The sequence below is a fragment of the uncultured Alsobacter sp. genome (genome assembly GCF_945952055.1).
Classification (GTDB): Bacteria; Pseudomonadota; Alphaproteobacteria; order Rhizobiales; family Beijerinckiaceae; genus Alsobacter.
The window spans coordinates 192,700-218,205 of the sequence record NZ_CAMFHB010000004.1; the positions used below are offsets into that span (position 1 = coordinate 192,700).

A 25,506-nucleotide genomic window follows, 5' to 3' on the forward strand; every position below is an offset into this window, starting at 1 on the left:
CTACCGGACCCATGTTTTGTCAATACGGAGAGCGCAGCGGAGCGAGGGCATGGAACGCAGGGGCGTCGGAATCCGGGAACTGGCTCGCCAGCTCAACATCTCGATCGGCACCGTCTCCCGCGCCCTCAACGGCCGCGGCGAGGTCAATCCGCAAACAAGGATCCGCGTCCAGGAGGCGGCCGAGCGCCTCGGCTACGTGCCCAACCAGTCCGGCCGCACCCTGCGCCAGGGCAGCACGCGCAGCATCGCCCTGATGATGCGCATCTCCAGCGACCGCATGGCCTCGGGCGAGACCTTCTTCATGGGGCTCTCGGAGGGGCTGCAGGACACGCTCGCGCCCCTGGGGCTCGACCTGGTGCTCCTGCCCAGCGGCCCGTCGCATGACATGTTCGAGTTCCTGCGGCGCGCCGTGGAACGGCAGATCGCCGACGGGTTCATCGTCACGGACACGCAGAGGACCGATCCCCGGATCGACTACCTGATCCGCCGCCGCATTCCCTTCGTGGCACTCGGCCGGTCGCTGTCGGGGGGACCGCATCCCTGGGTCGACCTCGACTTCGAGGGCGTGGTCGACGATGCCGTGGCCCGCTTCGTCAAGGCGGGGCACCGGCGCATCGCGCTGGGCCTCTCCGTGCGCGCCGTGAACAACCGCGTCGTCGCCGAGGAGGCCTACCGCAAGGCACTGGCGGGGCACGGCCTGCCCTTCGATCCGGCGCTGGTGCTGCGGGTGCCCAACGCCGAAGGCGGCGGCCAGGAGCTCGGCAGCGCCGTGCTCGCCCTCCCCGACCGTCCGACGGCGCTGTTCGTCGCGCAGGAGACGCTGGCGATCGGCCTGTATCGCCGCTTCGCCGAGGCGGGCCTCGCCGTGGGGCGGGACCTGTCGCTCATCGGCTTCCGGCGCAACCCGTCCTGCCAGTCGCTGACGCCGGCACTGACCTGCTACGACCTCTCGCTCCAGAAGCTCGGCGCCCGCCTGGCCGACATCCTCGTCGCCGAGATCGCGGGCCGCGAGGAGGCAGCGGCGCCACAGGAGCTGTGGCCCATGCACCTCGTACCGGGAGGCAGCGAGACTGTCCGGGGCTGAGAGCCTGAGATGTCGGCGCCGCCCCTTCGATCAATCCTCGAACGGCTCGACCTCGACGCGCCGGCCCACCAGGAAGGCATCCGCCACGAGGCGGAAGGGATCGGCGTCCACGTCCGTTCCGCCGCCCGACAGCAGCGCGGCGAAGCGGCGGTAGATGCCCTGGTATTCGCGCGATGGCTCCTCGACGGCCGGCTTGCCGTTGATGGAGAGCTTCGAGCCACCCTCAGCGAGCAGCAGGTGCAGGCCGTCCTGGGTCTCGACTGCGATGTCCCAGGACTGCTTGCCCGTCTGGCGCCAGTCGAAGACCGCGGACAGGGTCTCGTCGGCGCCGCCCGTCGCGGCGAAGACGAGGTCGGCCGCGATGGGGGCGGCGCGGTTGGCCGGGAACGACAACGTCGCCGACCGCACGAAGAGCGGCGTCGGCATGATGCGGGTCACGATCGACAGCGCGTTGATGCCGGGGTCGAAGACGCCGAAGCCGCCGGGCTCCCAGATCCAGGCCTGGCCCGGATGCCAGTGGCGCACGTCCTCCTTCCAGGTCACCTCCAGCCGGCGGATCTGCCGGCCGGCGAGCTGGCGGCGGGCTTCCTCCACCCCCGCGTTGAACTGCGAGTGCCAGGTCGCGAAGAGCGTCAGCCCGGCCGCCGTGGACCGGCGCTGCAGGTCGACGAGTTCGCTGACCGTGGCCGCCGGAGGCTTTTCCAGGAGCACGTGCTTGCCCGCCGACAGCGCCGCCCTGGCGATGACGTAACGGACCTGCGGCGGCGTGCAGATGGCCACCGCATCCACGCCCTTCGCGTCGCGCAGCAGGTCCTGCCAGTCGCGATAGGACTGCGCGAGCCCCGGCAGGCTCTCGCCCCGCTGGCTGGCCACCGCCACCACCTCGAAATCCGGGTCGGCGGCGATGACGGGGACGTGCTGGTCGGTCGCGATCTTGCCGAGGCCGATCAGGCCGATGCCGTAGCGTGCCATGGTGTCTCCTCCTCCTGGGTGGGCGTTTGGTCCGCCAAGCCAACGCGGAACGGGGCGGCCGGATCACCGTCATGGGTCGATGCGGGCAAATATTACAAAAGCCAAATTCGTAGCCGCAGCGCCACAACGTTTAGATTGCTCAATGTTTGCGAAACGAGTCCCGGGTTAAGACCCGTGCACGACGGTGCAGCACCCCCCGAACTGGTCCGATCGAACGATCCCGGCTCGGATTCCACCATGACGTCCCACCATCCGCTACCCCGCCACGCGGCCACGCCGCCGTCCCTGCACGAGTCGACCTTCGGGGTCGGCGAGCTGTTCTTCTCCCGCACCGACCCCGCCGGCATCATGCAGTCCGGCAACGCGGTCTTCCAGCGCGTCAGCGAATATTCCTGGGACGAGCTGATCGGTCGTCCGCACAAGCTCATCCGCCATCCGGGCACGCCGCGCGCCGTGTTCCACCTGCTCTGGCAAACGATCAAGGCCGGCAGGCCCATCGGCGCCTACGTCCAGAACAAGGCGCGCAGCGGCGCCTTCTACTGGGTCTATGCCGTGGTGACGCCCATTCGCGAAGGCTATCTCTCGGTGCGGCTCAAGCCCGTCAGCGACCTGGTGCCGCGCATCAAGGCGCTGTACGCCGCCCATGCCGAGATGGAGCGCAAGAGCGGCTGCACGCCGGCCGAGAGCGCGGCACTGCTGCTGGACGAGATCAGGGGCCTGGGTTTCCCGGACTACGGCGCCTTCAGCGCGGCGGCGTTGGCCCGCGAGCTCAACGCCCGCGCCGACGCGCTGTCGCGGGACCGGGACGCGATGACCGGGTGCCTGAACGAGGTGTCCGTCCTGACGCGTTCGATCCTGCTGCTGTCGGATGCCACGCACCGGTCCTACGCCGCCCTCAAGCTCGCGCCGATGAACATCAGCCTGGAGGCATCGCGCGCCGGGCAGGCCGGCATCCCCACCGGCGTCGTCGCACGGAACTACCAGATGCTGGCGGGCGAACTGAACGACGTGCTGACGGCCTTCGTGGTCGCGGCCAACGAGCTCGGCGAAAGCGTCAACAAGAGCCTCTTCCTGGCGGGCACCGCGGCCCTGCAGCGCGAGATGCACGCGGTGTTCGATGGCGAGCGCGGCGGAGGCGGCAGCACGCGGGCCGCCGACATGGCGATCCTGCATGAGCAGCAGGGCGCTTATTTCAGCATGGCGTCCGCCAGCCTGGACGACGTCGCGCGCGCCAGGACCGCGTTCGTCCGCTCCTGCACCGCCATGGGCCGTCTCGTCTCGGCGCTGGAGGTCATGCGGGTGATGGGCAAGGTCGAATGGGCCCGGGTCGGGGTCTCGTCCGGGCACATGGACGCGCTGCTCAGTCAGTTCGGCGCGTTCCAGACCGAGTTGCGCGACACCTTGCGCAAGCTCGACGGGCTCAACAAGGACCTGGGCCTGCTGGCGACCCAGGCGCTCGCCGCGGCGGCCTGACGGGCCGCGCTCAGGCCCCGGCGGGCAGACGGCCGTCCGGGGTCAGGCTGTCCACCGTGCGCGGCAGGTCCTGCGACAGGCGGGACAGGAGTTCGTCGCGCGAGAGGCCGGTCTTCTCCTGCAGAGACTGCAGCACGTCCGGGCCGATCGAGCGCTCGAGCTCGTCGGCCGTGATCTCGCGGTTGGGACCGCTCGACACCCACGAATGGGCCGCGTCGCCCATGCCGTTCTGCTGGAAGCGCTCCATGAGCTCGCGCAGGCCGTTGCCGAGGAACCCGCCGGCGCCGGCGCCGCCCAGCATCGAGCCGAGGCCGCCACCGGTGGAGCCACCGCCCAGGATGTCGGAGATCATGCCGCCGAGCCCGCCCGAGCTGCCGGTCTGCGGCACGCTGCCCTGGCCCATCCCCGCTCCGGTGGCCATTCCGGCGCCGTTGTCCAGGCCTCCTCCATTCCCCATGCCGCCGGCTCCGCCGCGCAGCATCTCCGCGATCTTGTCACGGTTCTGATAGCCGGCGATCGCCAGCAGTCCCAGGAGGGCGGTCATCGAGGGAAATTCACGGGACATCGGTCGGGCTCCAGGTTGCGACTTGCCTGCGCTCCAATCCGCCCAAACGGGCAAGGTTCCGCATCGAACCTTTTGCCCCCTTCGAAGGTTAGCTTGGCGTTCAGCTTGGGCAACATCTCGGGAAGAGGACCATGGGCATTCTCTGGACCATCATCATCGGCTTCGTGGCGGGCGTGATCGCCAAGTTCATCACGCCGGGCAGCAACGAGCCGTCGGGCTTCATCCTCACCACCATTCTCGGGATCGTGGGGGCGTTCGTGGCGACCTATGTCGGCCAATCGATCGGCTGGTACCGTGCCGGAGAAGGCGCGGGACTGATCGGGGCCGTGGTCGGCGCGATCATCGTCCTCGTGATCTGGGGCATGATCGCGGGTGGACGCAGCAGCAGCACGACCACCTACCGCTGATCCGCACCTCGCGCCTGTGACGAACGCTCTCCGCCGACCAGCGACTGGATCACGGCGGAGAGTTCGTCCTGGCGGAACGGCTTCGAGAGCTGGGGAAAGCCCAGGTCGAGGCTGCCGCCTGCATAGCCCGTGACGACCAGCACCGGCATGTTCGGAGCCCGCTCCCCGGCCAGCCGCGCCAGGTCGACGCCACTCATGTTGGGCATGGTGAAGTCGGTGACGAGGATGTCGAAGTCCTGGCCCGAGGAGAGCATGCCGAGCGCCTTGGCGCCGCCATTCGCCTCCGCGACGCTGTGGCCGAGTTCGCGCAGCATCTCGGCCATTCCGGCCCGCACCAGTTCCTCGTCGTCGACCAGCAGGATGCGCAGGCTCGCCGGCGCGGGCGCCGGAGCCTTCGGGCGCGTATTGCGCGCCCGCGGGGCCGGCGCCTTGGCGACCGGCACCAGCAGCGTGGCGGTCGTGCCGGTTCCGAGCAGGCTCGCCAGCGTGAAGGAGCCCCCGAGCTGCGCCGCCAGGCCGTGCACCATGCTCAGGCCGAGGCCCGTGCCGGCGCCCACGTGCTTGGTGGTGAAGAACGGCTCCACCGCGCGGCGCAGAGTGTCGTCGTCCATGCCCTTGCCGGTGTCCTCGACGGTCACCTGGATGAGCGGGGTTTCCTCGTCCCACGCCGGCGTCGCGGAAATGGTCAGCGTGCCGCCGTCCGGCATCGCATCGCGCGCGTTGACGCACAGGTTCAGGATGGCGAGCTCGAACTGGTTGGCGTCGAGGAAGGCCGCCGGCAGGCCGGGCTCCGCCTCGATGCGCAGCGTGATCCGCGCCCCGATCGAGCTGGCGATCAGGTCGCGCATGCCGTGCAGGAGCGAGCCCACGTCGGCGGGCCCCGCCTCCAGGGTCTGCCGCCGGGCAAAGCCCAGGAGCCGCTGCACCAGCGTCTTGGCGCGCTCGGCCGACTGGAGCGCGTTGCCGATCATGCGCGCGGCGCGGCCGTCGACCCCGCCGTAGCGCCGGTTCAGGATGTCCAGCGCGTTGGTGATCGGCATCAGCAGGTTGTTGAAGTCGTGCGCGACGCCGCCGGTCAACTGGCCGAGGGTGTCGAGCTTGGCCATCTCGTGCATCCGTGCCGTGGCCTCGGCCAGCCGCTGCTGGTCCAGCACCCGGTCGGTCACGTCCGTGGCGAACTGGTAGGCGCCGACGATCCGGCCCGCCTGGTCGCGGAGCGGGTTGAAATTCATCTCCAGAAGGCGCTCCTCGCCGCGCCTGTCGGCCAGCGTCACCACCTCGGTGAAGGCCTCGCCGGCGATGGCCCTGTCCCACGCCCGCGCCAGGACGGCCGCGGTCTCCGGGCGATCGTGCAGGATGTCGTCCAGCACGTCGCCGTGGCGCGGAACGCGGCCGAACAGTTCCCCGAAGACGCGGATCGCGGCCCGGTTGATGGCCAGGATCCGCCTCCCCGTGTCGAGCACCTGGACGAAGCTGTCCGTCCCTTCGACGATGTCGGCCAGGAGCTTGCGCTCGGCGAGGGCCTCGGAGACGCGCTTCTCCAATGTCTCGTTCAGGGTGACGAGCTCGAGTTCGGCGCGCTTGCGCGCGGTGATGTCCTGGAACAGGACCGCGACCTGGCGGCGCGAGGCAGGCTCCACCCGGAAGGCGGAAAGATCGAGGTGACGCTCGGTCGCCTCGAGCATCCGCTCGAAGCGGATGGTCGAGCCCGTCACCAGCACGTCCCGGTACATCCGGATCCAGCCGTCGGCCTCGTCGGGGACCATGTCGCGGACCCGGCGTCCGACCACGCTCGTGAGCCCGGCGTGGCGTTCGTAGGCGGGGTTGGCATCCACATGGACATAGTCATCCAGCGGTCCCGACGGGCCGTCGACGAACTCGATGACGCAAAAGCCTTCGTCCATCGAATTGAAGAGGGTCCTGTACCGGGTCTCGCTTTCGCGGATCTGGATGAGCCTGGCGCGGGCCTCGTACTGGCGACGGCGGCCGCGCAGGGCCGAGTTCGCGATGCTGACGAGCGTCGTGGGATGAAACGGGCGCTCGAGGAAGGTCACGTTGCCCAGGGTCTGGAGCAGGCGGTCGGCGGACGGGTTTCGCTCCAGGCCGCCGCCGCGCTGCGTGAGCAGGATGACCGGTAGGTCGGACCATTCCTCCTGGCGGTTCAGCCAGTCGGACAGGCCGCTGAGATCGGCGGTGGACAGCGCTTCCTCGGCCACCACGGCGAAGCCCGCGCCGGCCTGGAGTTCATCGACGAGGACGCACAGCGAACTGCAGTCGCGCGCCACCATGCCGGCCTCGCGCAGCATCATGGCCGCGACGTGGGCGTCGCGGCCGAGAGGCGCGAGGATGAGCGCGCGTTCGGAGATGGGTCCCGGCATCAGGCGGGGACCGTCACGGGCTGGCCGGCGCGGAGCCGGCCAGGACTGGAATGCCCGTCAGAACCCCCTGGAATCCGGTGAGTGGCTCGCCCAGCGTCACGCCGCGGCCGTCGATGCTATACTCGCGAATGGTTTCCTCGTGATGGCCAGAGCGCTTCTTGACGATCGAGATGGCGCGGCGGACCCGACCCATGGCCTCGAAGTAGCGAAGCAGGATGACGATGTCCGACAGATAGGTGACTTCCACGGGTGTCGTCATGTCGCCGACCAATCCGTGCTGGGCCACCGTCATCAACGTCGTGACGCCCTTGCGGTTCAAGTACTGCAGCAACTCGTGAATGTGGAGAATGAGCGCGGTCTCGCCCGGCATCGAGACGCTGTAGCCGTTCAGGCTGTCGATGACGACCGTGGTGGCCCCGCGTTCGACGCTCTCGCGCACACGCTGGGAGAACTCGCCGGGCGTCAATTCCGCCGCGTCCACCTGGTGCAGTTCCATCTGCCCGCGCGCGATCATGCCGTTCAGGTCGATTCCCAGGCCCCTGGAGCGCTCGATCAGCCAGTTCCGCTCCTCGTCGAAGATGAACATGGAGGCCTTTTCGCCCAAGGTGACCGTGGACTGGGCGAAGGTGAGCGACAGGATCGACTTGCCCGTCCCGGCCGGCCCGATGATCAGGGTGCTCGAGCCCCGGTCGATCCCACCGCCGAGCAGGGCATTGAGCTCGTCCGAGGGACTGGGCAGGACGCCACCCGTCACGTCCGTGCGATGCTCGGCCGAGATCAGCCGCGGGAAGACGCGGATGCCGCCGGTGTCGATGGTGAAGTCGTGGAAACCGCCGCGGAACTGCCGGCCTCGGAACTTGACGATGCGCAGGCGTCGGCGCTCGGCGCCATATTCAGGCGCAAGCTCCTCCAGGCGGATCACACCATGCGCAATGGAGTGCATGGCGCCGTCTTCCGGCATGGCCGACTGGTCGTCGAGCAGCAGCGTCGTCGTCCGCTGGCGAGCGAGGTACTGCTTCAGGGCCAGGATCTGCCTGCGGTACCGCAGCGAGCTCTGGGCCAGCAAGCGGATCTCCGACAGGCTGTCGAGGACGACGCGTTGGGGCTGTATCCGCGCCAGCGTCTCGAAGATCCGCTGCGTGGTCTCGCCCAGTTCCAGGTCCGACGAATAGAGCAGGCTTTGCTGCTGGCGCTCGTCGAGGAGGCTCTCCGGCGGGACGAGCTCGAAGATCTCGATCCCGTCCAGCGACCAGCCGTGCGAGCGCGCGCTGCTGACCAGCTCGTCCTTTGTTTCGGACAAGGTGATGTAGAGGCACTTCTCGCCTTGCGCCGTGCCTTCCATCAGGAATTGGGTGGCGACCGTCGTCTTGCCGGTCCCGGGCCGTCCTTCGAGCAGGAACAATCTGCCCCGGGACAATCCACCACCAAGCACGGCATCCAGGCCGGAGATTCCGAACCGTGCGCCTTTTTCTTCGTCTGTCTTCACGCCCTCTTCCCCGGTCAACTGCACGGAGGCAGGGCGACAACGCACGAGAGGCCGTCAAGTTGCAGGCATCGCCACAGCTAAAATCAAGCTGTGGCGCGGCAGGCCTTCAGGCCGCTCCGGATCGGGCCTGGACGCCGAGCCCGGCATCGTCCATCCCCTCGCTGCGCGGCACGGTCTGTCGGAGGAACGCGGAGAACCCCCTCGCCGTCTCGCCCAGCACGACGCCGCGCGGCCAGGCGAGGCCGATTTCCAGCGGCGGGATCGGCTCGGTGATGGCGCGGCGTTCGATCTTGTGGCCTTCGAGCGACCAGGGCCGGTAGATCGTGTCGGCGACGATAGTGACGCCGAGCCCGAGCCCGATCCATTCGCGCATCGCCTCCACGGTGGTCGTCCGCATGACCACGTTCGGCTCGAAGCCGTAGGGCCGCCCCAGCTCGCGCATGACCCGCTCGCCCTCGTCGACCATCAGGAACACGTAGGGCCAATCCTTCAGACGCGCGAAGGACACGGTCTTCTCGGCGAGCAGCGGCGAGTTGGCGGAGAGCCAGAGCCGGCGCTGCGCGCGTGCGAGGGGAAGGCTCTCCAGCGTGTCGTGGCGCGTCAGGTTCGACGTCAGGAACACACCGACGTCGGCGTCCCCGCTCATCAAGGCCGCCTCGCATTCCGGCCGCGTGCGCTCGACGAGTTCGACCTCCACGTTGGGATGGGCGCGCCGGAACTTCTCCACGTAGGGCAGCAGGAAGTAGCCCATGACGATGTAGCTCGCCACGACGCGCAGCCTGCCCGACAGGTTCAAGGACCCCTGGAACGGCCAGCGCTGCGCCTCCTCCACGGCCTCCAGGATCTTCAGCGCCTGCTGGTGGAAGAGATGCCCGCGATGGGTGAGCGTGACGCCGTTGACGTGACGCTCCAGCAGCGGCGTGCCCAGAGACTTCTCCAGCTCCATGATGGCGGTGGTCACGGCCGATTGGGAGATGCCGACCTCGACGGCGGCATTGGCGATCTTCCCCGCCTTCGCCGCCGCGACGAAGTAGATGAGCTGGCGAAGTGTGAAGGGCGGGGTTTTCATCGCGGTATCTTATTTTTCGATACCGGGGTGGGCAATATTGGATTGCTTAGCCGTCAGAGATGGCTCCCTCCCCTCCTCGCGTCGTGCCCGGGCTTGGCCCGGGCACCCACGACGTCAGGGCGGCCCCGGCAAAGTCGTGGATGGCCGGGCCAAGCCCGGCCAGGACGGCTGAGAGATGGAGATCTAACCGTAGTCAGCCCTTCGGCGCGTTCGCGAGGTTCACCAGCGCGATGCGGCTCGCCAGCATGCTCGGCTGGTGGGCGCCCTGGAGCGCGGGGGCCTGTACCGCTGCGGTGCGCCCCGCGGCGGCCGACTCCCCGGCGATCTTGCCGAGCGTGAACCCGCCGGCGAGCCGCATGCCGCCGAGTTCGGCGGTCGGGTTCAGGCCGCCCACGGTGTCGCCGGCGGCGTAGAGGCCGGGGATGCCGTCGCCGAAGACGTCGACGACCTGCATGGCCTCGTTCACGCGCATGCCGCCGCTGACGAAGTTGGAGCCGACGACCATCGGCACGGCATGGAAGGGGCCCTGCGCGATCGGGCGCCGGCCCTCCGGCAGGATCACGCGGCCGAATGAGCCGTCCCGGGTGTCGGTGCCGGCGAGAAACGCGTTCCAGGCCGCGACCGAGGCTTCGAGCCCGGCGGCATCGATGCCGGCCCTGACAGCCAGTTCGCGCAGGGTCGGTGCCGAGACGGAGGGCTCGGGCATCTGCTGCAGGAGCTGGCTTTTCCGGGTCGCCGTGACGTCGTCGAAGATGTAGTGCGCCGCCTTGCCGGGCTGGTGCTGGAGCGCCTCGACGCGGCGCTCGTAGGGCCCCGCCTCGTCGTGGAAGCGCTGGCCGGCCTGGTTCACCGCGATGCAGTCCTCGACGAAGGAGGACGAGACGATCACTAGCGGCAGCACGAGGCCCATGTTGATGAGGTCGGCGCCCACCGCGCCCGCCATCAGGTGCCCGTCGCCCCGGCAACTGTCGACGCCGAGATAGGGCGCGCGGGCGAGATAGGCCGGCACGTGCCGGGCCCGCAGTTCCGGGTTCGACTGGTAGCCGCCGGTGCCGAGCACGACGCCGCGGCGCACGCGCCAGCTCACGGGCCCGTCCGGGCCCTCGGCGATGAGCCCTGCCACCCTGCCCTCCTCCATCACGAGGCGCTTGCCCCAGGTGCGGGTGAAGAGGCGCACGTTGGGCCGGGCGAAATCGGGCGCGAAGGCCGTGCGGAAGGCGGCCATGTCCTCGACCGCCAGCATGCGGTCGGTGGTGTGCTGCAACGGCCTCGGGATGAACCGCGAGAAGCGGATGCCGCGCGCCACGAGGTCGTCGTAGGTCGCGGCGCTGTGCTCAACGAACAGGCGCACGAGCACGGGGTCGTGGATGACGGGATAGCGGTCGCGCAGCAGGTCCATGCTGCGCTCGGCGTCGGCGACGAAGCTCTCGACGCTGTCCTCGATGCCGGCGTCGCGCTGGGCCTTCGCGTTCACGAAGGCCATGTAGCCGGTGGACCAGACGGAGTTGCCGCCGATGTCGTCGAGGGCCTCGACGACGTGGACCTCCGCGCCCGTGGCGGCGGCGGCGGCCGTGGCCGCCATCCCGCCGGGCCCCGTGCCGACGACGAGGACGTCGCAGTCGTGCACGGGTCCGGGCGCGGAGGTCGTCGTCATGGCTTACTCCGCGAGGTTCCAGGCACCGCCCTTCACGCGCATCACCACGCTGCCGTGGGTCGGCACGCGGCCTTCGCCGAAGGTCATCGAGCCCGTGCCCATCAGGACCGGCACGTTCTTCGTGTTGGTCATGGCCTGGCGCAGGTTCTCGCGGGTCACCTCACCGGGGATGCTCTTCACCGCCGCGGCGATGATCTGCATCATCGAGTAGCCGGTCGCGGCCCAGTGGTCGGGGGCGACGTTGTACTTCTCCTGGTACTTCTTCGCGAACTCCTTGGTGGTGTCCGAATAGCCGGCGACGAAGATCGCCGGGAACAGGGTGCCGTCGCCCGCGGCGCCCGCGGCCTTGATGTACTGCACGGAGCCCAGGCCCGTGTCGCCCGACAGGATGACGTCGTTCTTCAGGCCGGCCTGCTTGGCCTGCAGGATGATGTTGGCGGCCTGCTCCGGCGGGGTCGTCACGAACAGGCACTTCGGGTCGGCGTCGACGATCTTGGTCGAGAGCGCGGTGAAGTCCGTGTCGGTCGCGAGGATGCCGACGTCGGCCAGGATGTTGACGCCCTGCTTCTTCAGCGTGTCGCGGAAGACGTCCTTCTGGATGACGTAGCCGGGGTTGTCGATGATCGACACCAGGAAGCAGTTCGCGGGCTTCAGCTTCTGGGCGATGTAGTTGGCGAGCGGCGGCATGTAGGTGATCGCCGTCTCGGTCGACTTGAACACCCATTCGCCGAGCGGCAGGACTTCGTTGGTCATGGCCACCGTGAACATCGGCACGCCGAGCTTCACGGCCACGGGGCCGGTCGACATGGCCTCGGCCGAGGAGATCGGGCCCAGCACCAGCTGCACCTTGTCGGTCTCGGTGCGGCGGGTCAGGAGCGCGATGGCCTCCTGGCGGTCCGACCGGTTGTCGTCATAGGTGATGGTGACGGTGTGGGGGCCGTAGCCGCCCGACGCCTTCAGCGCCTCGTCGGCCATCTTGATGCCGTTGACGAGCGGCACGCCGACGAAGGCATAGACGCCGGTGGTGGCGAGCACCGCCGCGATCTTCACCTCGGCCGCCTGCACCGCGCCGGCGGCGAGGCCCGCCACCACCGCGGTCGATACGAGCAGTCTGCGCAGGATTGTCATGATTTCCTCCCGTCCTGTGACGTTTGCAGTTTCGATCATTCACTCGGACATCACGCCGAGGTAGTGCGCGACCACGGACGCGTCCGCGGCCAGTTCCTGGCTCGTCCCGGACAGCACGATCTTGCCCTGGTCGAGGATGTACGCGCGGTCCGCGAGATCGAGCGCGAGGCGAACGTTCTGTTCGATGAGCAGGATCGTCATTCCGCGGGATTTCAGCTTGCGCAGCGCGGCGAAGACCTGGGCGATCACCACGGGGGCGAGGCCGAGGCTGGGCTCGTCGAGCAGCAGGAAACGCGGCGCGCCCATGAGCGCACGGCCGATCGCCAGCATCTGCTGCTGGCCGCCGGAGAGCGAGCCGGCCAGCTGGGCGCTGCGCTCCTTGAGCACCGGGAAGAGGTCGTAGACGTCCTCCAGTCCTCCCGCCGGCGGGCGGCCCTGGAGCGCCGTCTCGCCCAGCTGCAGGTTCTCCAGCACGTTGAGCTGCGGGAAGACCTGGCGGCCCTCCGGCACCTGGATCACGCCGGACTTGCTGACCGCCCACGGGTCCATCGCGGCGAGGTCCCGGCCTTCCATCAGGATGCGGCCGGCGGCCGGCTTCACCAGCCCGGAAACGGCGTTGACGAGGGTGGACTTGCCCGCGCCGTTCGGCCCGATGAGGGCGACGACCTCGCCCGCGCCGACGTTCAGCGAGACGCCGCGCAGGGCCTGGATGCCGCTGTAGCGGACCTGGAGATCGGAGACCTCAAGCATCGCTGCCTCCGATGTAGGCGGCGATCACCGCGGGATCTCGCAGCGCTTGCGCCGGCGGGCCCTCGGCGATCAGCCGGCCCCCGTCGAGCACGTAGATCTTCTCGCACAGCTTCGAGACGAAGCGGATGTTGTGCTCGATTAGCAGGATCCCCTTCCCGGCCTCGGCGAGGTGCTGAAAGAGCTCGGCGAGGATGTCGGACTCCACGTCGTTCATGCCGGCGATCGGCTCGTCGAGCAGCATGTAGTCGGGCTCGGACGCCAGCGCCCGCATCATCTCGACCTTGCGCTGGTGGCCGTAGGAGAGGCCGCCGGCGGGATAGTCGGCATAGGCGCTCATGCCGAACTGGGTGAGCAGCGAGCGCGCCTTGTCGCGGATCGCCTGCGTCTCCTGGCGCGACGCCGGCAGGCCGAAGAGCGCCGACAGCGTCGAGCAGTGCTCGTGCCGGTGGAAGCCGATGAGGATGTTGTCCAGCACCGAGTTCTCCGGGAGGATCCGGATGTTCTGGAAGGTGCGGGCGAGCCCGGCCCGGCAGATGTCGTCGGGCGCGGCGCGGGTGATGTCGCGGTCCTCCAGCAGGATCTGGCCGCCGCTGACGTCCATCATGCCGGTGATCATGTTGATGATCGTGGTCTTCCCGGCGCCGTTGGGGCCGATGAGACCGGTGATCGTGCCTCTCGGCACGGTCATGTTGACGTCGGCGGAGGCCGTGACGCCGCCGAACCTCTTGCTCAGATTGACGAGCTTCAGCGCCATGGCGTCAGCTCCCCGCCGTCGGCGCCGGCGCAGGCGCCGGCTTGGCCCGCAGGCGCTTGGCGTGGATGCGCTCGATCAGCGTGTCCGCGACGCCCTTGGGCAGGAAGTTGATGGTGAGGATGAGCAGGAGCCCGTAGACGAGCATCCGCGCCTCGGCGAGCGGACGCGCGAGTTCCGGCAGGATGATGAGCAGTGCCGTGCCGACGATCGGGCCCCAGATCGTGTTGCGGCCGCCGAAGACCACGTAGGACAGGATCGCGATCAGGAACGGGAAGCCGAACTGCGAGGGCACCAGCGTGTAGGAGTGGAAGGCCTCCAGCGCGCCGTAGAAGCCGGCCAGCGCCCCCGACACGATGAAGGCGAGCCGGTGGTGCGCCTCGATGGAGACGCCGAGGGAGGCCGCCACCGCCTCGTTCTGGCGGATGGCGTCGAAGGCGCGCCCGATGCGGCTGCCGGTGATCGCGGTCATCAGGTAGATCGTCGCCAGGGCGCAGACGGCGAGCGTCAGGGTGTCGACGACCTTGGGGATGCCGTTCAGCCCCGCCGCGCCACCGGTGATCTTCTCGGCGTAGTTGTTCAGCGACAGCATGATCTGGATGAAGGCGACGGTCGCGATGGCCTGGTAGACGCCGCGCAGCCGCGCCAGCGGGATCGCCAGCAGCAGCGAGACGAGCCCGCCGCCGATGGCGGCCGCGACCAGCGCCACGGGGGCAGGCAGGCCGTAGGTCACCACGAGCACGCCGCCGGTGTAGGCGCCGACGCCGGCGACGCCGACGGTCGCCAGCGAGAAGACGCCCGAGCGCAGCACCAGCCACTGGCTGTAGGCGAGCCCCAGATGCAGCAGGAAGAGATCGAAGAGCGGCAGGTAGCCGAGGACATAGGCGTTCATCGCGCTACCTCCGCCGGCCGAGGCTGCCGGCGCCCTCGCGGCCCATCAGCCCGTTGGGCATGACGAGCAGGATGACGAACAGCACCGAGAAGATGAAGGCGGTGGTGAGCCCGGAGGGCAGGTAGGCGATGGTCAAGGTCTGCAGCATGCCGAAGATGAGGCTCGCCAGGAGCGCACCGGGGATGCTGCCGAGCCCGCCGAGGATGATGATGACGAAGCCGTAGAGGAGATAGGGCTCGCCCATGGTGAAGTTGATGTTGTTGAAGGCGAGGCCCACCAGGACGCCGGCCGCGCCCGCGAGCGCGCCGGAGATGAAGTAGGTGAGGTTGTAGATGCGGTTGGGGTTGATCCCCATGAGCATCGAGGCGCGCTCGTTGTCCGTCACGGCGCGGACGCGGCGGCCAAACGGCGTGCGGTAGATGAAGTAGCCCATCACCAGCACGATCAGGATGGCGCAGCCCATCATCACGAGCTGCAGCAGCGACACGCGCAGGCCCCAGAAGCGGTAGATGACGACCGGCATGGTGTCGAAGGGGAAGCGCAGCACCTGCGTCTTCGAGATCCACTGCCAGATCGTCATGATGACGAGGCTGGCGCCCATCGAGGAGATGATGGCGCCGAACTCCGCGTCACCCGACTTGCGCAGCCGGCGGAAGCAGACGATCTCGATCAGCATCGACAGCGCGCCGGAGGCGAGGATCGCCAGCAGGAAGCCGAGGATCAGCGGGCCGCCGTTCACGACCGTGTAGTAGGCCACGAAGGCCCCCGTCATGAACACGGCCCCGTGCGCGAGGTTCAGCAGGCGCTGCACCCCGAACACGAGGTTGAAGCCCACGGCGAACAGCGCGTAGACCCCTCCCACGACGATCCCGTTCAACAGCTGCTGAAGAAGCATTCTCCCCCCTGCATTCGCCCGTTTCTCGCGGTGGGCGATCCCGAAATCGAGCGGAAGCTCGGCCTCGACGTCAAGTCTTCTGCGAACCCAAGGGCGAGAACGCCGTCGGCTTCAGGATGCGGCTTTCCTGCTTCACGAGCAGCGGCAGGATGCGACCGAGGAAGGCGCGCCACTCGGGTTCGGCCAGCAGCTTCGCCCGCCGCTCGTCGCGGTCGGCGAGGCTCGCATAGCCCCACAGGTGCACGGTCTGGTTCTGCTCGCCGAACTCGGACGTGAAGTATCCGATGAGGTTGCCCAGGATCCGCATCTGCATCTCGCGGGGCGCGCCGTCGTACTCGGCCATGAACACCGGGACCTTGCCCGGCAGGAAGGTGTAGACGCGTTCCTCGATGATCATCGTTGGATCCTTTCTTCAGTCCCTTCGATCTCTCCACGCGTCATGCCCGGGCTTGGCCCGGGCACCCACGACTTTGCCGGGCAAGGCTGCGTGTTCTGCCCGAAGTCGTGGATGGCCGGGCCAAGCCCGGCCAGGACGGCGGAGAGGAGGAGCAAGGGTGAGAACATGGATGGCACTCCCCATCACGTCGCCAGGAAGCCGCCGTCGACGGGGATGTCGGCCCCGCTGATGTAGGCCGCCTTGTCCGTGGCCAGGAACACGACGACGTTGGCGACGTCGTCCCACTCGCCGGTGCGCCGGAGCGGGATGCGCTCGATCAGCTTGTCGCGGGTGCCGTGGCTCGCCCCGCGCCGGTCGCGCATCGGCGGCATGACGCCCGGGTTGATGCAGTTGACGCGGATGCCGTTGGGCCCGAGTTCGGCGGCGGCCGCCTTGGTGAAGGCGACGATGGCGCCCTTGGTGGCGTGGTAGGCCATGTGGACGCCGGGCGTTCCGACTTTGGCGCAGATCGAGCCGATGGTGACGATCGAGGCCCCCTTGCCCATCAGCGGCCGCATCGTCTGCACCGCCAGGAACGTGCCGCGCAGGTTGATGGCGATGAGCTTGTCCAGGAGGTCGGACGACAGCACGTCGGGCGCCGCCGAGCCGTTGGCGCCGGCGTTGCAGACGAGGATGTCGACCCTGCCCTCGCGGGCGCCGATGTCGGCCGCCGCCGCGGCCCAGTCGGCCGGGCTCGACACGTCGAGATGGCAGTAGCGGGCCCGCAGCCCGGCCGCGACCAGCGCCTGCGCCGCCGCCTCGCCGTCCGCGTCGATGATGTCGGCGAGGATGACGGTGGCGCCGGCCTCGGCCAGGAGGTCCGCCTCCCGCCGGCCCATGCCGGAGGACGCGCCCGTGACGAGGGCGACGCGGCCTTCGAGCTCCCTGGACGCGCTCATGCGGCGGCTCCGTTGTCCGCGAGCGCGGCTTCCGCCGCGATCTGGCCGAAACAGAAGCCCTCCGACAGGTTCGAGCCGTCGGAGGGGTAGAGCATGCCCGTCGCCTGGCCGAGTTCGCCGGCGGCATAGAGACCGGGGATCGGCTGGCCGCGGGTGTCGAGGATCTGGGCGCGGGCGTTGCGGCGCGGGCCGCCCGTGGTGTTGGAGCCGCCGGGGTAGAGCTTCACGCAGTAGAAGGGCCCCTCCTCCACCGGCACCATGGTCTCGGCCGGACGGCCGAAGGGGTCCGGCGAACCCTCGCGGCAGGCGCGGTTGTAGGCCTCGACCTCCGCCTGGGCGGCGGCCGGGTCGGCGACGCCCGCCGCCGCGGCGGCTTCCGCGATGGTCGATCCCTTCGCGATCCAGCCCCGGGCGACCTCGGCGCTGTTGTCGGCGCTCCAGGTGTAGATCCCGACCGCGTGCGCGCCGACCGAGGGCAGCGTCAGCATGCCGGCCTTGCGGCGCTTCTCGTCGAAGAACCAGTAGCAGGGGTTTCGCGGCGTTTCGCCCGTCGCCGGATCATAGGCCAGCAGGTGGTAGTAGAAGCCGTGCAGGAGGTTCGCCTGCGCGCTCTCGTCGGCGAAGCGCTTCCCGTAGCGGTCGGTGATGACGTAGCCGGGCGGGTTCAGGAACAGGATGACCGGCAGGTCGCTGCCGTCCTCCAGCTGGAAGTTGCCGATGGCGCGGCCGATCATCTGGTTCATGTGCCAGAGGTCGGCGCCGACCTCCTGGGCCATGCGCACGCCGTCGCCGGTGTTGCCGGGATTGCCGTAGAAATAGACCGGCCAGGTGCGCAGGTAGTCGCGCTTCATGCGCGCATTGTGCAGGTAGCCACCGCAGGTCAGGATCACGCCCTTGCGGGCACCGATGCGCCGGCCGTCGGTCGTCTCGACGCCGACGATGCGCCCGTCGTCGGCCCGGATGAGGCGGTCGGCGGGGGAGTCCCACAACACCGGCACGCCGGTCTTGGCATGAAAGTTCTGGGCGAGCTTTTCCCAGAGAAACACGCCGGCCTTGCCGTTGAGGTCGAGGCGCGTCTTGGCCCCGCCCGGCTGGTACACGCCGAAGGCATCGGACCCTTCGAATTCCGGGTGCTCGGCACCACCGACCCGGGCGAGGTTCAGCTCCGGGGCGATCTCGAGAAGCCAGTCGATCAGGCCGGTGGCCCGGCGTGCCCAGGCCTCGCTGACGTCGCGGGGCACCATGCCACCGGCGCAGCGGTCGAGATAGGCGGTCGCCTTCCCGACGTCGGTCGTCGCCATCATCATGCCGCCCGACATGCGGGTGCTCGGAGTGTGCGCGTCGGCCGGCTCCTTCTCCAGCACGAGCACCTCGGCGCCGGCCCGCCACGCCGTGATCGCGGCGGCGAGCCCGGCACAGCCGAAGCCCACGACGACGATGTCGGCGCTGCGGTCGAAGCCCAGGGTGCCGGCGGAGGCCATGGTCAGCCCGCCTTCCGCACGACGAAGGGGAAGCTGTGGAAGTGCTTGCGGGTGGTGCTCTCGTCGATGGTCGGCGGATTGGCGGGATCGAAGTCCGCGCCCGCCGAAAGCAGCGCATGCACGACGAGGTGGATGGTGCCGTATTCGGTGCCCTCGTCGACCTCCATCCCGGCGCCATAGGGAATGCCGGCCGCCAGGATGCGGCCGACGCAGGCATGCATGCCCGCGCCGAAGGTCATCCCGTGCAGCTGGACCTTGCGGGGCAGTTCGCGGAAGGGGTTGTACTCGGCCGCATCCGGCCCGAACACGGACGGGTCGCGGTTACCCTGGGCGATGTTGATGTCGACGATCTCGGCCTCGGCCGCGGTCTCGCCGTTGGGCAGGTGCACCGGGCACAGCGCCTTGCGGCGGGCGACGGGGCTCGCCGGGTGCAGGCGCAGCGCCTCCCAGACGAACTTCTGCATCAGGCCCGGATCGTCGAGGAGCTTCTGGCGCGTCTCGGGATGCTTTTTGCACCACGAGAGGATCTCCCACATGGTGTTCTGCAGGCCGTTGGCCATTGTGAAGGCGCCGGCCAGGATGAAGAAGGCCGTGTCGCGCACGAGCTGGTCTTCCTCGATCCGCCCGTCGAAAGCCTGCAGCAGGCGCGTGAGCATGTCGTCCGGCAGCTCGACCGAGGGGTCCTTTTCCCTGGCGGCGATGAGGGCCCGCCGGCGGGCGGCGGAGTGCTCGTAGTAGGATTCGCGGAAGATGCGCAGCGCGTCGACGATCTCGGCGATCGCGGCCTCGCGGTTGCCGCCGATCATCTGGCCCATGGTCGGCGCCTTGCCGAGCTTGCCGATGATGAGAAGGATCTTGTCGGTCTGCTCCTGCGTGTGGTCGCGGTCGAGGCCGGAGGCGTCGGCGACCAGGTTGACCAGCACGCGGTAGGCGAATTTCGACAGGTCGCCGCGGCCCTCGGCGACGACGGGCTCCAGCGTCTCCTTGAGCGCGTTCGGGAACACCTTGTTCTGGTAATTCCGGAAGAACTCGCGGGTGAACAGGCTCTGGACGACGCGGCGCTTCTCCTTGTGCTCGTCGCCGTGGAGGCTGACCACGGTCGTCGGCAGGAAGATCGGGTCGGCGTCGTAGAGCGCCTGCTTGAGGTCGGGCAGGCGCAGCGCGGGCTCGAGCTGCGCGAAGACGTTCAGGTTATGCGTCATGTGCCATTCCCTCCCGTGTCGCCTTCAGAGGTTCGTGATGCCGAGTGACAGGCCGCCATCGACCACCAGCGAGGTGCCGGTGGTCCATTCCGCGCAACACATGTGGGCGATGCCCTCGGCTAGCTCTTCCTCGGTGCCGATGCGCCCGAGCGCGTGCGAGGATTCGAGCGACTTCATCCGCACAACCTGCTGCTCGGCCGTGATGATGCCCGCCCGGATGTTGAGCTCGGTCGAGACCGCGCCCGGGATGACGCAGTTGACGCGGATCCCCTTGGGGCCGAGTTCGGCCGCCAGGACGCGCGCCAGCACCTCGACGGCGCCCTTGGTGGCCGCGTAGGGCGACACGCCCGGGAAGGACCGTCGCGTGTGCACCGAGCCGAGGAAGATGACGGCGCCGCGGCGCTTTTCGAGGTGCGGCACGGCGAGCCCGGTCAGGATCATGCCGGAGACGACGTTGCTGTCGAAGACGTCGAGCAGGGCCTTGCGGTCCATGGTGTCGATGGGCCCGCGCAGCATGTTGCCGGCATTGTTGACGAGGGCGTCCAGCCCGCCGCCATGCGCCACCGCGGCCTCGACGACGCGCGCGCAGTCCTCGTCCTGCGTGATGTCGGCCACCTCGTAGCGGCAGAGCGGGCCGATGCTCTCGGCGACCGCCTTCAGCTTCTCCGGGCGCCGGCCGCAGATCGTCACCTTCGCGCCGTGGCGGGCGAAATGGCGGGCCGTGCCCTCGCCGATGCCGGAGCCGCCGCCCGTGATGAGGACGGACATGGTGTTCATGGCTCTCATGCGGCTTTTCCCTTGTCGCAGCCCATGGCCCACTGGGCAGCCTGGCGCAGCAGGCGGGCGTGATTGGGCTCCGTGATCGAGGCCACGTCGTGCCCCGTGGTGATGGTGACCGACCGGCCATGCTCGCCGGCGCGGCCGAGCGCCCAGGCCACCGGATAGCTGTCGCCCGCTGATGCGGTCCCCTCGGCGAGAACGACGGCCTGCGGATCGATGGCGAGCGCCCGGTAATGTTCGTCGGTGACCGTGAACGGCTTCACGCCGGCGGTCACCGCGTGCTCCTTCACGGTGTGGACATGCACCGGCTCGACGCCGGGCACGTGGAAGCTCTGCCCCCACACCCAGCCGCCGCCGATGAGGTCGTGCCATCCCGGCCAGTCGTCGAAGCTGATGCAGCCCGTGTGCAGCGACAGGATCCCGCCGCCATGCGCGGCATGGCCCGTGAGCGCGTCCTTCAGGTCGGCGCCCACGGCGTAGCCCCATTCGGCGCGGAAGGGGTCGTATTTCTCGTTGCCCAGCATGCGCCAGCGCAGGCCCTGGACGACGACGAGGTCCGCCCTGCCCCGCGCCAGGCCCGCAACGAGCTCGGACGGCTGCGTCACGATCTCCACGGCGAGCCCCGTCGTCGACAGGATGCCGGCCGCGGCGGCCGCCATGCGGTCGAAGTCGTGGAAGATGCCGCCGGTGAAGAGGAGCGCGCGCATGCCGCCTCAGTTCCTCGGCAACTGCTTGAGCAGGCTGTGGCTGACGCCGCCGTCGACCACGAGCTGGTGGCCGTTGACGTAGCGGGCGCTGTCGGAGGCGAGGTACCAGACCGCCTCGGCGATGTCCTCGATGGTGCCCAGCCCGCCGTTCGGCACCGCGCCGCCGCGCAGCGCCCGCGTCTTCGGGTCGGCGTAGAAGGGCGCCGACATGCCGCCGTCGATGAAGCCCGGCGCCACGCAGTTCACCCGCAGCCCCAGGGGGCCCCACTCGATGGCCATGTGCTGGGTGAGCGTGGCGATGGCGGCCTTGGCGGCCGGGTAGGCCCCGGTGCCCGGCCCCGGCGTGATGGCGTTGATCGAGGTCAGGTTGACGATGGCACCTGGCTTGCCGGCCTTGGTCATGGCGTGCGCGGCCACCCAGGCGCAGGTGTAAGTGCCCATCAGGTGGACGTCGAGCACGCGGCGGAACTGGTCGGGCGTCTGCTCCAGGAGCGACCCCAGCGCCAGGATGCCGGCATTGTTGACGAGCACGTCCGGAGCCCCGAACCGCTCGAAGGCGGCCTCGATGGCCGCCTGGTCCGTGACGCTGGCCAGCAGGGCGACGCCGTTCTTCAGCGTGGCCGCCATGGCCTGCGTCTTCGCCGGATCGACGTCGACGATGCCGACGCGCCAGCCCTCCCGGTCGAACTTGAGGGCGATTCCTGCGCCGAGGCCGGCGGCGGCGCCGGTGACGATGACGGACTTCATGCTCATGAGGAGGCTCCGGGGGCGAGCAGCACCGGGTAGGACGAGAAGTTCTTGCGCACGGTCGTGGTGTCCTGGATCGCGGGACGGGCCGGGTCGGGCCGCACGTCGCGCGCCATCAGGGCCCGCACGAGCTGCGTGACGATGCCGTACTGGTGGTCGGCGGGATTGGTGTCCGGGCCCGACACGAGCCCGCCGTCGAGGTCGCGGCCGAGGCACATGTGCATGCCGAAGCCGAAGGTCAGGCCCCAGGGCTGGATGCCCTTCGGATACTCACGGTCCGGGTCGAAGACGTCGGCCGTCGGGCCGAACAGGTCGGCCTGCCGGTTGGCGGCGGCGAGGTCGAGCACCACGCGCTGGCCCGACACCGGGCACTCGCCCTCTTTCAGGCGCCACGCGACCGGGCTCGCCGGGTGCAGGCGGAAGCTCTCGTGGACGCAGCGCTGGAGGAAGAGCGGGTCGTCGAGCAGCTTGCGGCGGGCGTCGAGATCGGGCCACCGCAGAAACACCTCGTGCAACGCGTGGATCATCGAGTTGGCGGTCGAGTGGGAGCCTGCCTGCAGGAAGAACGCCATCTCGCGCAGGATGACGTCGTCCGACAGGCCGAGCTTCTCCTGGTCGCGCAGCAGCAGGGTGAGGATGTCGCGCGGAAGGTCGTCCCCGCCCCTGGCGAGCGCCTCCTTGCGGCGGGCGACGGAGGGAGCGTGGAACGTCGTGCGCAGTTCCTCCAACCCCGCCCGCACCTCGGCGCGGACCTGCTCCTTGTCGCGGGTGGAGTGGACGAGCGTGGCGCCCTCGGAAAAGATCTTCACGAGGCGCAGCAGGCGCTCGGTCTCGGCCGCCGACTTTTCCGGGCGGTCGATGCCGGCGAAGTCGGCCGTCAGGTTCATCGTGACGCGGTAGCCGAAGTCGACGAGGTCCATGTGCCCGTCGGTGCCGACGGTGCGGAAGACCTGGGCGAGCGCCGGGGGAAACACGTTCGCCTCATACCAGGCGAAGTAGTCCTTGCGCAGGATCGAGAACTCCAGGACCCGGCGCTTGTGGTGCTCGGCGCCGTGCAGGGTGAGCAACACGTCGGCCATGACCACGCCGCCCTCATCGTAGAGGGCCTGCCGCATGCTCCGGTCGGCGAGAACCTTCGAGATCTCGTTGTAGTCGGTGACGACCCGCTCGTTCATGGCGCCTGCTCCCCTTGCCGTACGCATCCGCACGGGTGCCGCGGTTCGCCAGGGAGAGACAGGAACGGCGCGTCCGCCCAGGACACGCGCACGAAGCCGCGGGGCCGCCACGGCGATCGTCCTCCGGCTCCTCCCTGAGACCGCGGACTCGTGCGACGGTTCCCCATCGCGCGGGAGTGGTCAATTTCAATAAACCAAAGGCCGCTATCTGTTTTCCAGATAGCGTTTGATCGTGCCGTCTCAGGCCCGCGCCTTGGGCCAGCTCTCGCGGATCGGATCGGACCCGTCCCAGTCCCGGGACGCGTCGGCGATCTGCTCGAAGACCGACCGCCGCGCGGCATTGAACTCGGCCACCTCGAAGATCGTGTCGGGATCGGCCGGATGCTCGAGATAGCCGAAGGGGCCGTAGCCCGAGCGGCCCTCGTGGACCATCGCCCAGCCGGCGGCCCGCGCCCGTGCGATGGTGGCGTCGAAATCCGGCGCCCACGACGAGACGTGCTGCAAGGGCCCCCCATCGGGGTACCGCTCGAGCCATTCCGTGTAGAGGCTGCGGCCGGGGCTCACCTGCTGGATGAGCTCGATCTGGTGGCTGCCGCTGTTGGCCAGGGCCGCGTGCATGACGAGGTCGATCGGCTGGCCGCGATACACGCAGACCGGGATGCGGATCTCGCGGGCGACGAACCAGGGCCCGATGCCGACCACCTCGGCCATGAAGCGCATGCGGGCGTCGATGTCGGGGACCACGTAGCCGGACTGGCGGATCGGCCCGAAGATGCGGCTCATGACGTCACTCCCTTGTCCGGCCGAGACTGGCCCCGCAGGACCGCTGTTGGCAATGGCCGTGGGACAATCGCGAGTCCCAACAGCATCTTGTGCGAACGAGCACAGACATTGATTCCGCTTCAGCGTGTAATTTTTTGTCTTACATGCTGCCGATTGCGGCGCGCGGCGGAGGCGAGGCCATGATCATCAGACCGTTCGAAGCAGGCGACGCTCCGGCCCTGGCTCCCCTCCTCGAGCAGATGCAGGCGCACTACGGGGTCGCCTGCCCTCCGCGCGACGAGATCGTCGCCAGCCTCCTCGACCTTCCGCCAGGCAACAGGATTCTCTTGGCCCAGCTCGCGCTGGGCCACCTCGCCGGGTTTGCGGCGCTCGCGACCGTCTTTCCCGGTCCCGGCCTGCGCAAGGGGCTGTTCCTGAAGGAACTCTACGTGGATGCGGACCGTCGCGGCGAAGGCATCGGCAAGGCCCTGATGCAGGCCATCGCGCGCGTTGCGGCACAGGAAGGCTTCGGCCGCGTCGATTGGACGGCCGACCGCACCAAGCCCCAGCTTTCTGCCTTCTACGAGGGGCTGGGCGCCACGGCGCAGGACGAGAAGCAGTTCTACCGGATCAGTGGCGACGCTCTCGCCACGCTGGCCACGACCTCCTGACCGACCGTCGGATTGCGCCTTTGCCCTGACGCAGGACCAGTGTCCCAAGCTGGGACATATGGCCACGCTCAGGCTGCATCGCCTTAGGGTAGTTTTGTCAGGATTTGCACGTATTCGTCAGTCCGTTGGCGCAACAGCCAGTACCAAGGTCCGGCAAGTAGGAGGGACGCTTTTTCGCCCTGCTCCCGGGTCCGAGCCGCACCTGAATTGTTTGCTTTGATCTCTTCAATTGCCCGCCCGCCAAGGATTGCAGATGAAAAACGCTTCGTTGAAAGTCGGCCTCACGGCTCTCGTGGTGACCCTGAGCCTCGTCGCCCTCGCCGTCGGTGCGGTCGCGATCAAGAACATCCGGAGCATGCAGGAGCGCCAGACAGACATCGCCAGGGACAAGATTCCGTCCATTCGCGTCCTGGGCGAAACCAATGCAGCCACTCTCACCGTGAGGCTGGCCGTCCGCAGGCTCCTCCTGGCCGACAAGCCCGAGCTGGTCACCCGGTCGGTCAACGACGTCAAGGCCGCCCAGGAGGAGGTTGCGAAGCAGACCGCCGCCTATGAGCGCCTCGGCCTGTCGAACGAGGAACGGAAGAACTGGGCCGAGTTCAAGGAGAGCTGGGCGCGCTACGGACAGACGATCGAGCGCATCATCGAGCTCGTCCGCGCCGGAAAATTCACCGAGGCCGCCGATCTGCAGGAGGCGACCCGCACCACGACGACCGTCAACGCGGCCAAGATGCTGGCCGCCAACATCGAGATCTGCAATCGGGACGCCGACACCGCCCTCGCCGAGGCCGACCAACTCGGCGATCTCGCGGTGATCGTCGCCTACGTCCTCATGGGCGTGGCCGCGCTGTTCGCCGTGGCGGCGTTGCTCGTGATGCGCACGCGCATCCTCTCGCCGATCCAGGCCATCACGGGGGCCATGCGCGAACTTTCGAGCGGCAATCTGGCCACCGAGGTCCCCTTCGCGGAGCGGCGGGACGAACTCGGCCAGATGGCCGGCGCCGTCCAGGTCTTCAAGGACAACGCCATCCGCGTGAAGGCGCTCGAGGAAGAAGAAAAGAGGGTGGCCGCAGAACGCCTGCGCCGCGCCCAGTCCATGGTCGAGGTGGTGGGCGAGGTCGGCGAGGTCGTCCGGCGTGCCG

The 25,506-nt window shown here is 68.9% G+C and carries 25 protein-coding genes; 5 read left to right on the forward strand and 20 right to left on the reverse strand.

Going from position 1 to position 25,506, the window contains the following annotated elements; genetic code table 11:
* Positions 1-49: 49 nt before the first annotated feature.
* Complete coding sequence (locus Q0Q47_RS05035) at positions 50-1,084, forward strand: substrate-binding domain-containing protein (RefSeq protein ID WP_293855306.1); 1,035 nt, start codon at positions 50-52, stop codon at positions 1,082-1,084.
* A 30-nt stretch (positions 1,085-1,114) separates the two neighbouring features.
* Here Q0Q47_RS05035 and Q0Q47_RS05040 read toward each other — a convergent pair whose 3' ends face one another.
* Positions 1,115-2,056: a Gfo/Idh/MocA family oxidoreductase gene (locus tag Q0Q47_RS05040; RefSeq protein ID WP_293855309.1), complete on the reverse strand. Its 942-nt coding sequence runs from the start codon at positions 2,054-2,056 to the stop codon at positions 1,115-1,117.
* Positions 2,057-2,293: 237 nt separating this feature from the next.
* Between Q0Q47_RS05040 and Q0Q47_RS05045 the strand changes: the two genes are divergently transcribed.
* Positions 2,294-3,529: a PAS domain-containing protein gene (locus Q0Q47_RS05045; RefSeq protein WP_293855312.1), complete on the forward strand. Its 1,236-nt coding sequence runs from the start codon at positions 2,294-2,296 to the stop codon at positions 3,527-3,529.
* A 10-nt stretch (positions 3,530-3,539) separates the two neighbouring features.
* Here the strand turns inward: Q0Q47_RS05045 and Q0Q47_RS05050 are convergent, their stop codons facing one another.
* On the reverse strand, positions 3,540-4,094 hold the full coding sequence (locus tag Q0Q47_RS05050; RefSeq protein ID WP_293855315.1) for a YidB family protein: 555 nt from the start codon (positions 4,092-4,094) through the stop codon (positions 3,540-3,542).
* Between the two features lie 131 nt (positions 4,095-4,225).
* Here Q0Q47_RS05050 and Q0Q47_RS05055 point away from each other — a divergent pair, with 131 nt between their 5' ends.
* Positions 4,226-4,501: a GlsB/YeaQ/YmgE family stress response membrane protein gene (locus tag Q0Q47_RS05055; RefSeq protein ID WP_293855318.1), complete on the forward strand. Its 276-nt coding sequence runs from the start codon at positions 4,226-4,228 to the stop codon at positions 4,499-4,501.
* Here the strand turns inward: Q0Q47_RS05055 and Q0Q47_RS05060 are convergent.
* The 18 genes from Q0Q47_RS05060 to Q0Q47_RS05145 form a co-directional block, all read right to left on the reverse strand.
* Complete coding sequence (locus tag Q0Q47_RS05060) at positions 4,492-6,879, reverse strand: PAS domain-containing protein (protein WP_293855321.1); 2,388 nt, start codon at positions 6,877-6,879, stop codon at positions 4,492-4,494. The two genes, Q0Q47_RS05055 and Q0Q47_RS05060, sit on opposite strands and share 10 nt — an antisense overlap.
* A 13-nt stretch (positions 6,880-6,892) precedes the next feature.
* Complete coding sequence (locus tag Q0Q47_RS05065) at positions 6,893-8,365, reverse strand: ATPase domain-containing protein (RefSeq protein WP_293855324.1); 1,473 nt, start codon at positions 8,363-8,365, stop codon at positions 6,893-6,895.
* A gap of 106 nt (positions 8,366-8,471) precedes the next feature.
* Positions 8,472-9,434, reverse strand: a complete 963-nt coding sequence (locus tag Q0Q47_RS05070; protein ID WP_293855327.1) for a LysR substrate-binding domain-containing protein — start codon at positions 9,432-9,434, stop codon at positions 8,472-8,474.
* A 193-nt stretch (positions 9,435-9,627) separates the two neighbouring features.
* On the reverse strand, positions 9,628-11,088 hold the full coding sequence (locus Q0Q47_RS05075) for an FAD-binding protein (RefSeq protein WP_293855330.1): 1,461 nt from the start codon (positions 11,086-11,088) through the stop codon (positions 9,628-9,630).
* A gap of 3 nt (positions 11,089-11,091) precedes the next feature.
* On the reverse strand, positions 11,092-12,216 hold the full coding sequence (locus Q0Q47_RS05080; protein WP_293855333.1) for an ABC transporter substrate-binding protein: 1,125 nt from the start codon (positions 12,214-12,216) through the stop codon (positions 11,092-11,094).
* 39 nt (positions 12,217-12,255) lie between these two features.
* Positions 12,256-12,966 (reverse strand): ABC transporter ATP-binding protein, encoded by a 711-nt coding sequence (locus Q0Q47_RS05085; protein ID WP_293855336.1) that lies wholly within the window; start codon positions 12,964-12,966, stop codon positions 12,256-12,258.
* Complete coding sequence (locus Q0Q47_RS05090; RefSeq protein WP_293855339.1) at positions 12,959-13,720, reverse strand: ABC transporter ATP-binding protein; 762 nt, start codon at positions 13,718-13,720, stop codon at positions 12,959-12,961. Before Q0Q47_RS05090 ends, Q0Q47_RS05085 begins: the two co-directional genes overlap by 8 nt.
* 4 nt (positions 13,721-13,724) lie before the next feature.
* Positions 13,725-14,609, reverse strand: a complete 885-nt coding sequence (locus Q0Q47_RS05095) for a branched-chain amino acid ABC transporter permease (RefSeq protein ID WP_293855342.1) — start codon at positions 14,607-14,609, stop codon at positions 13,725-13,727.
* Between the two features lie 4 nt (positions 14,610-14,613).
* A complete protein-coding gene (locus tag Q0Q47_RS05100; protein WP_293855345.1) occupies positions 14,614-15,504 on the reverse strand; it encodes a branched-chain amino acid ABC transporter permease in 891 nt (296 codons plus the stop codon).
* Between the two features lie 70 nt (positions 15,505-15,574).
* Positions 15,575-15,901, reverse strand: coding sequence for an NIPSNAP family protein (locus Q0Q47_RS05105; RefSeq protein WP_293855349.1), 327 nt, complete (start codon positions 15,899-15,901; stop codon positions 15,575-15,577).
* Positions 15,902-16,083: 182 nt separating this feature from the next.
* On the reverse strand, positions 16,084-16,839 hold the full coding sequence (locus tag Q0Q47_RS05110) for an SDR family NAD(P)-dependent oxidoreductase (RefSeq protein WP_293855352.1): 756 nt from the start codon (positions 16,837-16,839) through the stop codon (positions 16,084-16,086).
* Entirely contained in the window at positions 16,836-18,320 is a 1,485-nt protein-coding gene (locus Q0Q47_RS05115; protein ID WP_293855355.1) for an FAD-dependent oxidoreductase, read from the reverse strand. The genes Q0Q47_RS05110 and Q0Q47_RS05115 overlap by 4 nt, the downstream gene beginning before the upstream one ends.
* Positions 18,321-18,322: 2 nt before the next feature.
* On the reverse strand, positions 18,323-19,522 hold the full coding sequence (locus tag Q0Q47_RS05120) for a cytochrome P450 (protein ID WP_293855358.1): 1,200 nt from the start codon (positions 19,520-19,522) through the stop codon (positions 18,323-18,325).
* A gap of 24 nt (positions 19,523-19,546) precedes the next feature.
* Positions 19,547-20,308 (reverse strand): SDR family NAD(P)-dependent oxidoreductase, encoded by a 762-nt coding sequence (locus tag Q0Q47_RS05125; RefSeq protein ID WP_293855361.1) that lies wholly within the window; start codon positions 20,306-20,308, stop codon positions 19,547-19,549.
* Positions 20,305-21,009: a ThuA domain-containing protein gene (locus Q0Q47_RS05130; protein WP_293855364.1), complete on the reverse strand. Its 705-nt coding sequence runs from the start codon at positions 21,007-21,009 to the stop codon at positions 20,305-20,307. Before Q0Q47_RS05130 ends, Q0Q47_RS05125 begins: the two co-directional genes overlap by 4 nt.
* 6 nt (positions 21,010-21,015) lie before the next feature.
* The gene (locus Q0Q47_RS05135) at positions 21,016-21,762 is read right to left on the reverse strand and encodes an SDR family oxidoreductase (protein WP_293855367.1); all 747 of its coding nucleotides are present in this window, start codon (positions 21,760-21,762) and stop codon (positions 21,016-21,018) included.
* On the reverse strand, positions 21,759-22,931 hold the full coding sequence (locus tag Q0Q47_RS05140; protein ID WP_293855370.1) for a cytochrome P450: 1,173 nt from the start codon (positions 22,929-22,931) through the stop codon (positions 21,759-21,761). Before Q0Q47_RS05140 ends, Q0Q47_RS05135 begins: the two co-directional genes overlap by 4 nt.
* A 240-nt stretch (positions 22,932-23,171) precedes the next feature.
* Complete coding sequence (locus Q0Q47_RS05145) at positions 23,172-23,714, reverse strand: VOC family protein (RefSeq protein ID WP_293855373.1); 543 nt, start codon at positions 23,712-23,714, stop codon at positions 23,172-23,174.
* A 179-nt stretch (positions 23,715-23,893) separates the two neighbouring features.
* Here Q0Q47_RS05145 and Q0Q47_RS05150 point away from each other — a divergent pair, with 179 nt between their 5' ends.
* Positions 23,894-24,364: a GNAT family N-acetyltransferase gene (locus Q0Q47_RS05150; protein WP_293855376.1), complete on the forward strand. Its 471-nt coding sequence runs from the start codon at positions 23,894-23,896 to the stop codon at positions 24,362-24,364.
* A gap of 253 nt (positions 24,365-24,617) precedes the next feature.
* Positions 24,618-25,506, forward strand: an 889-nt coding sequence (locus Q0Q47_RS05155; RefSeq protein WP_293855379.1) for an MCP four helix bundle domain-containing protein, incomplete at its 3' end; no start/stop codon positions are given.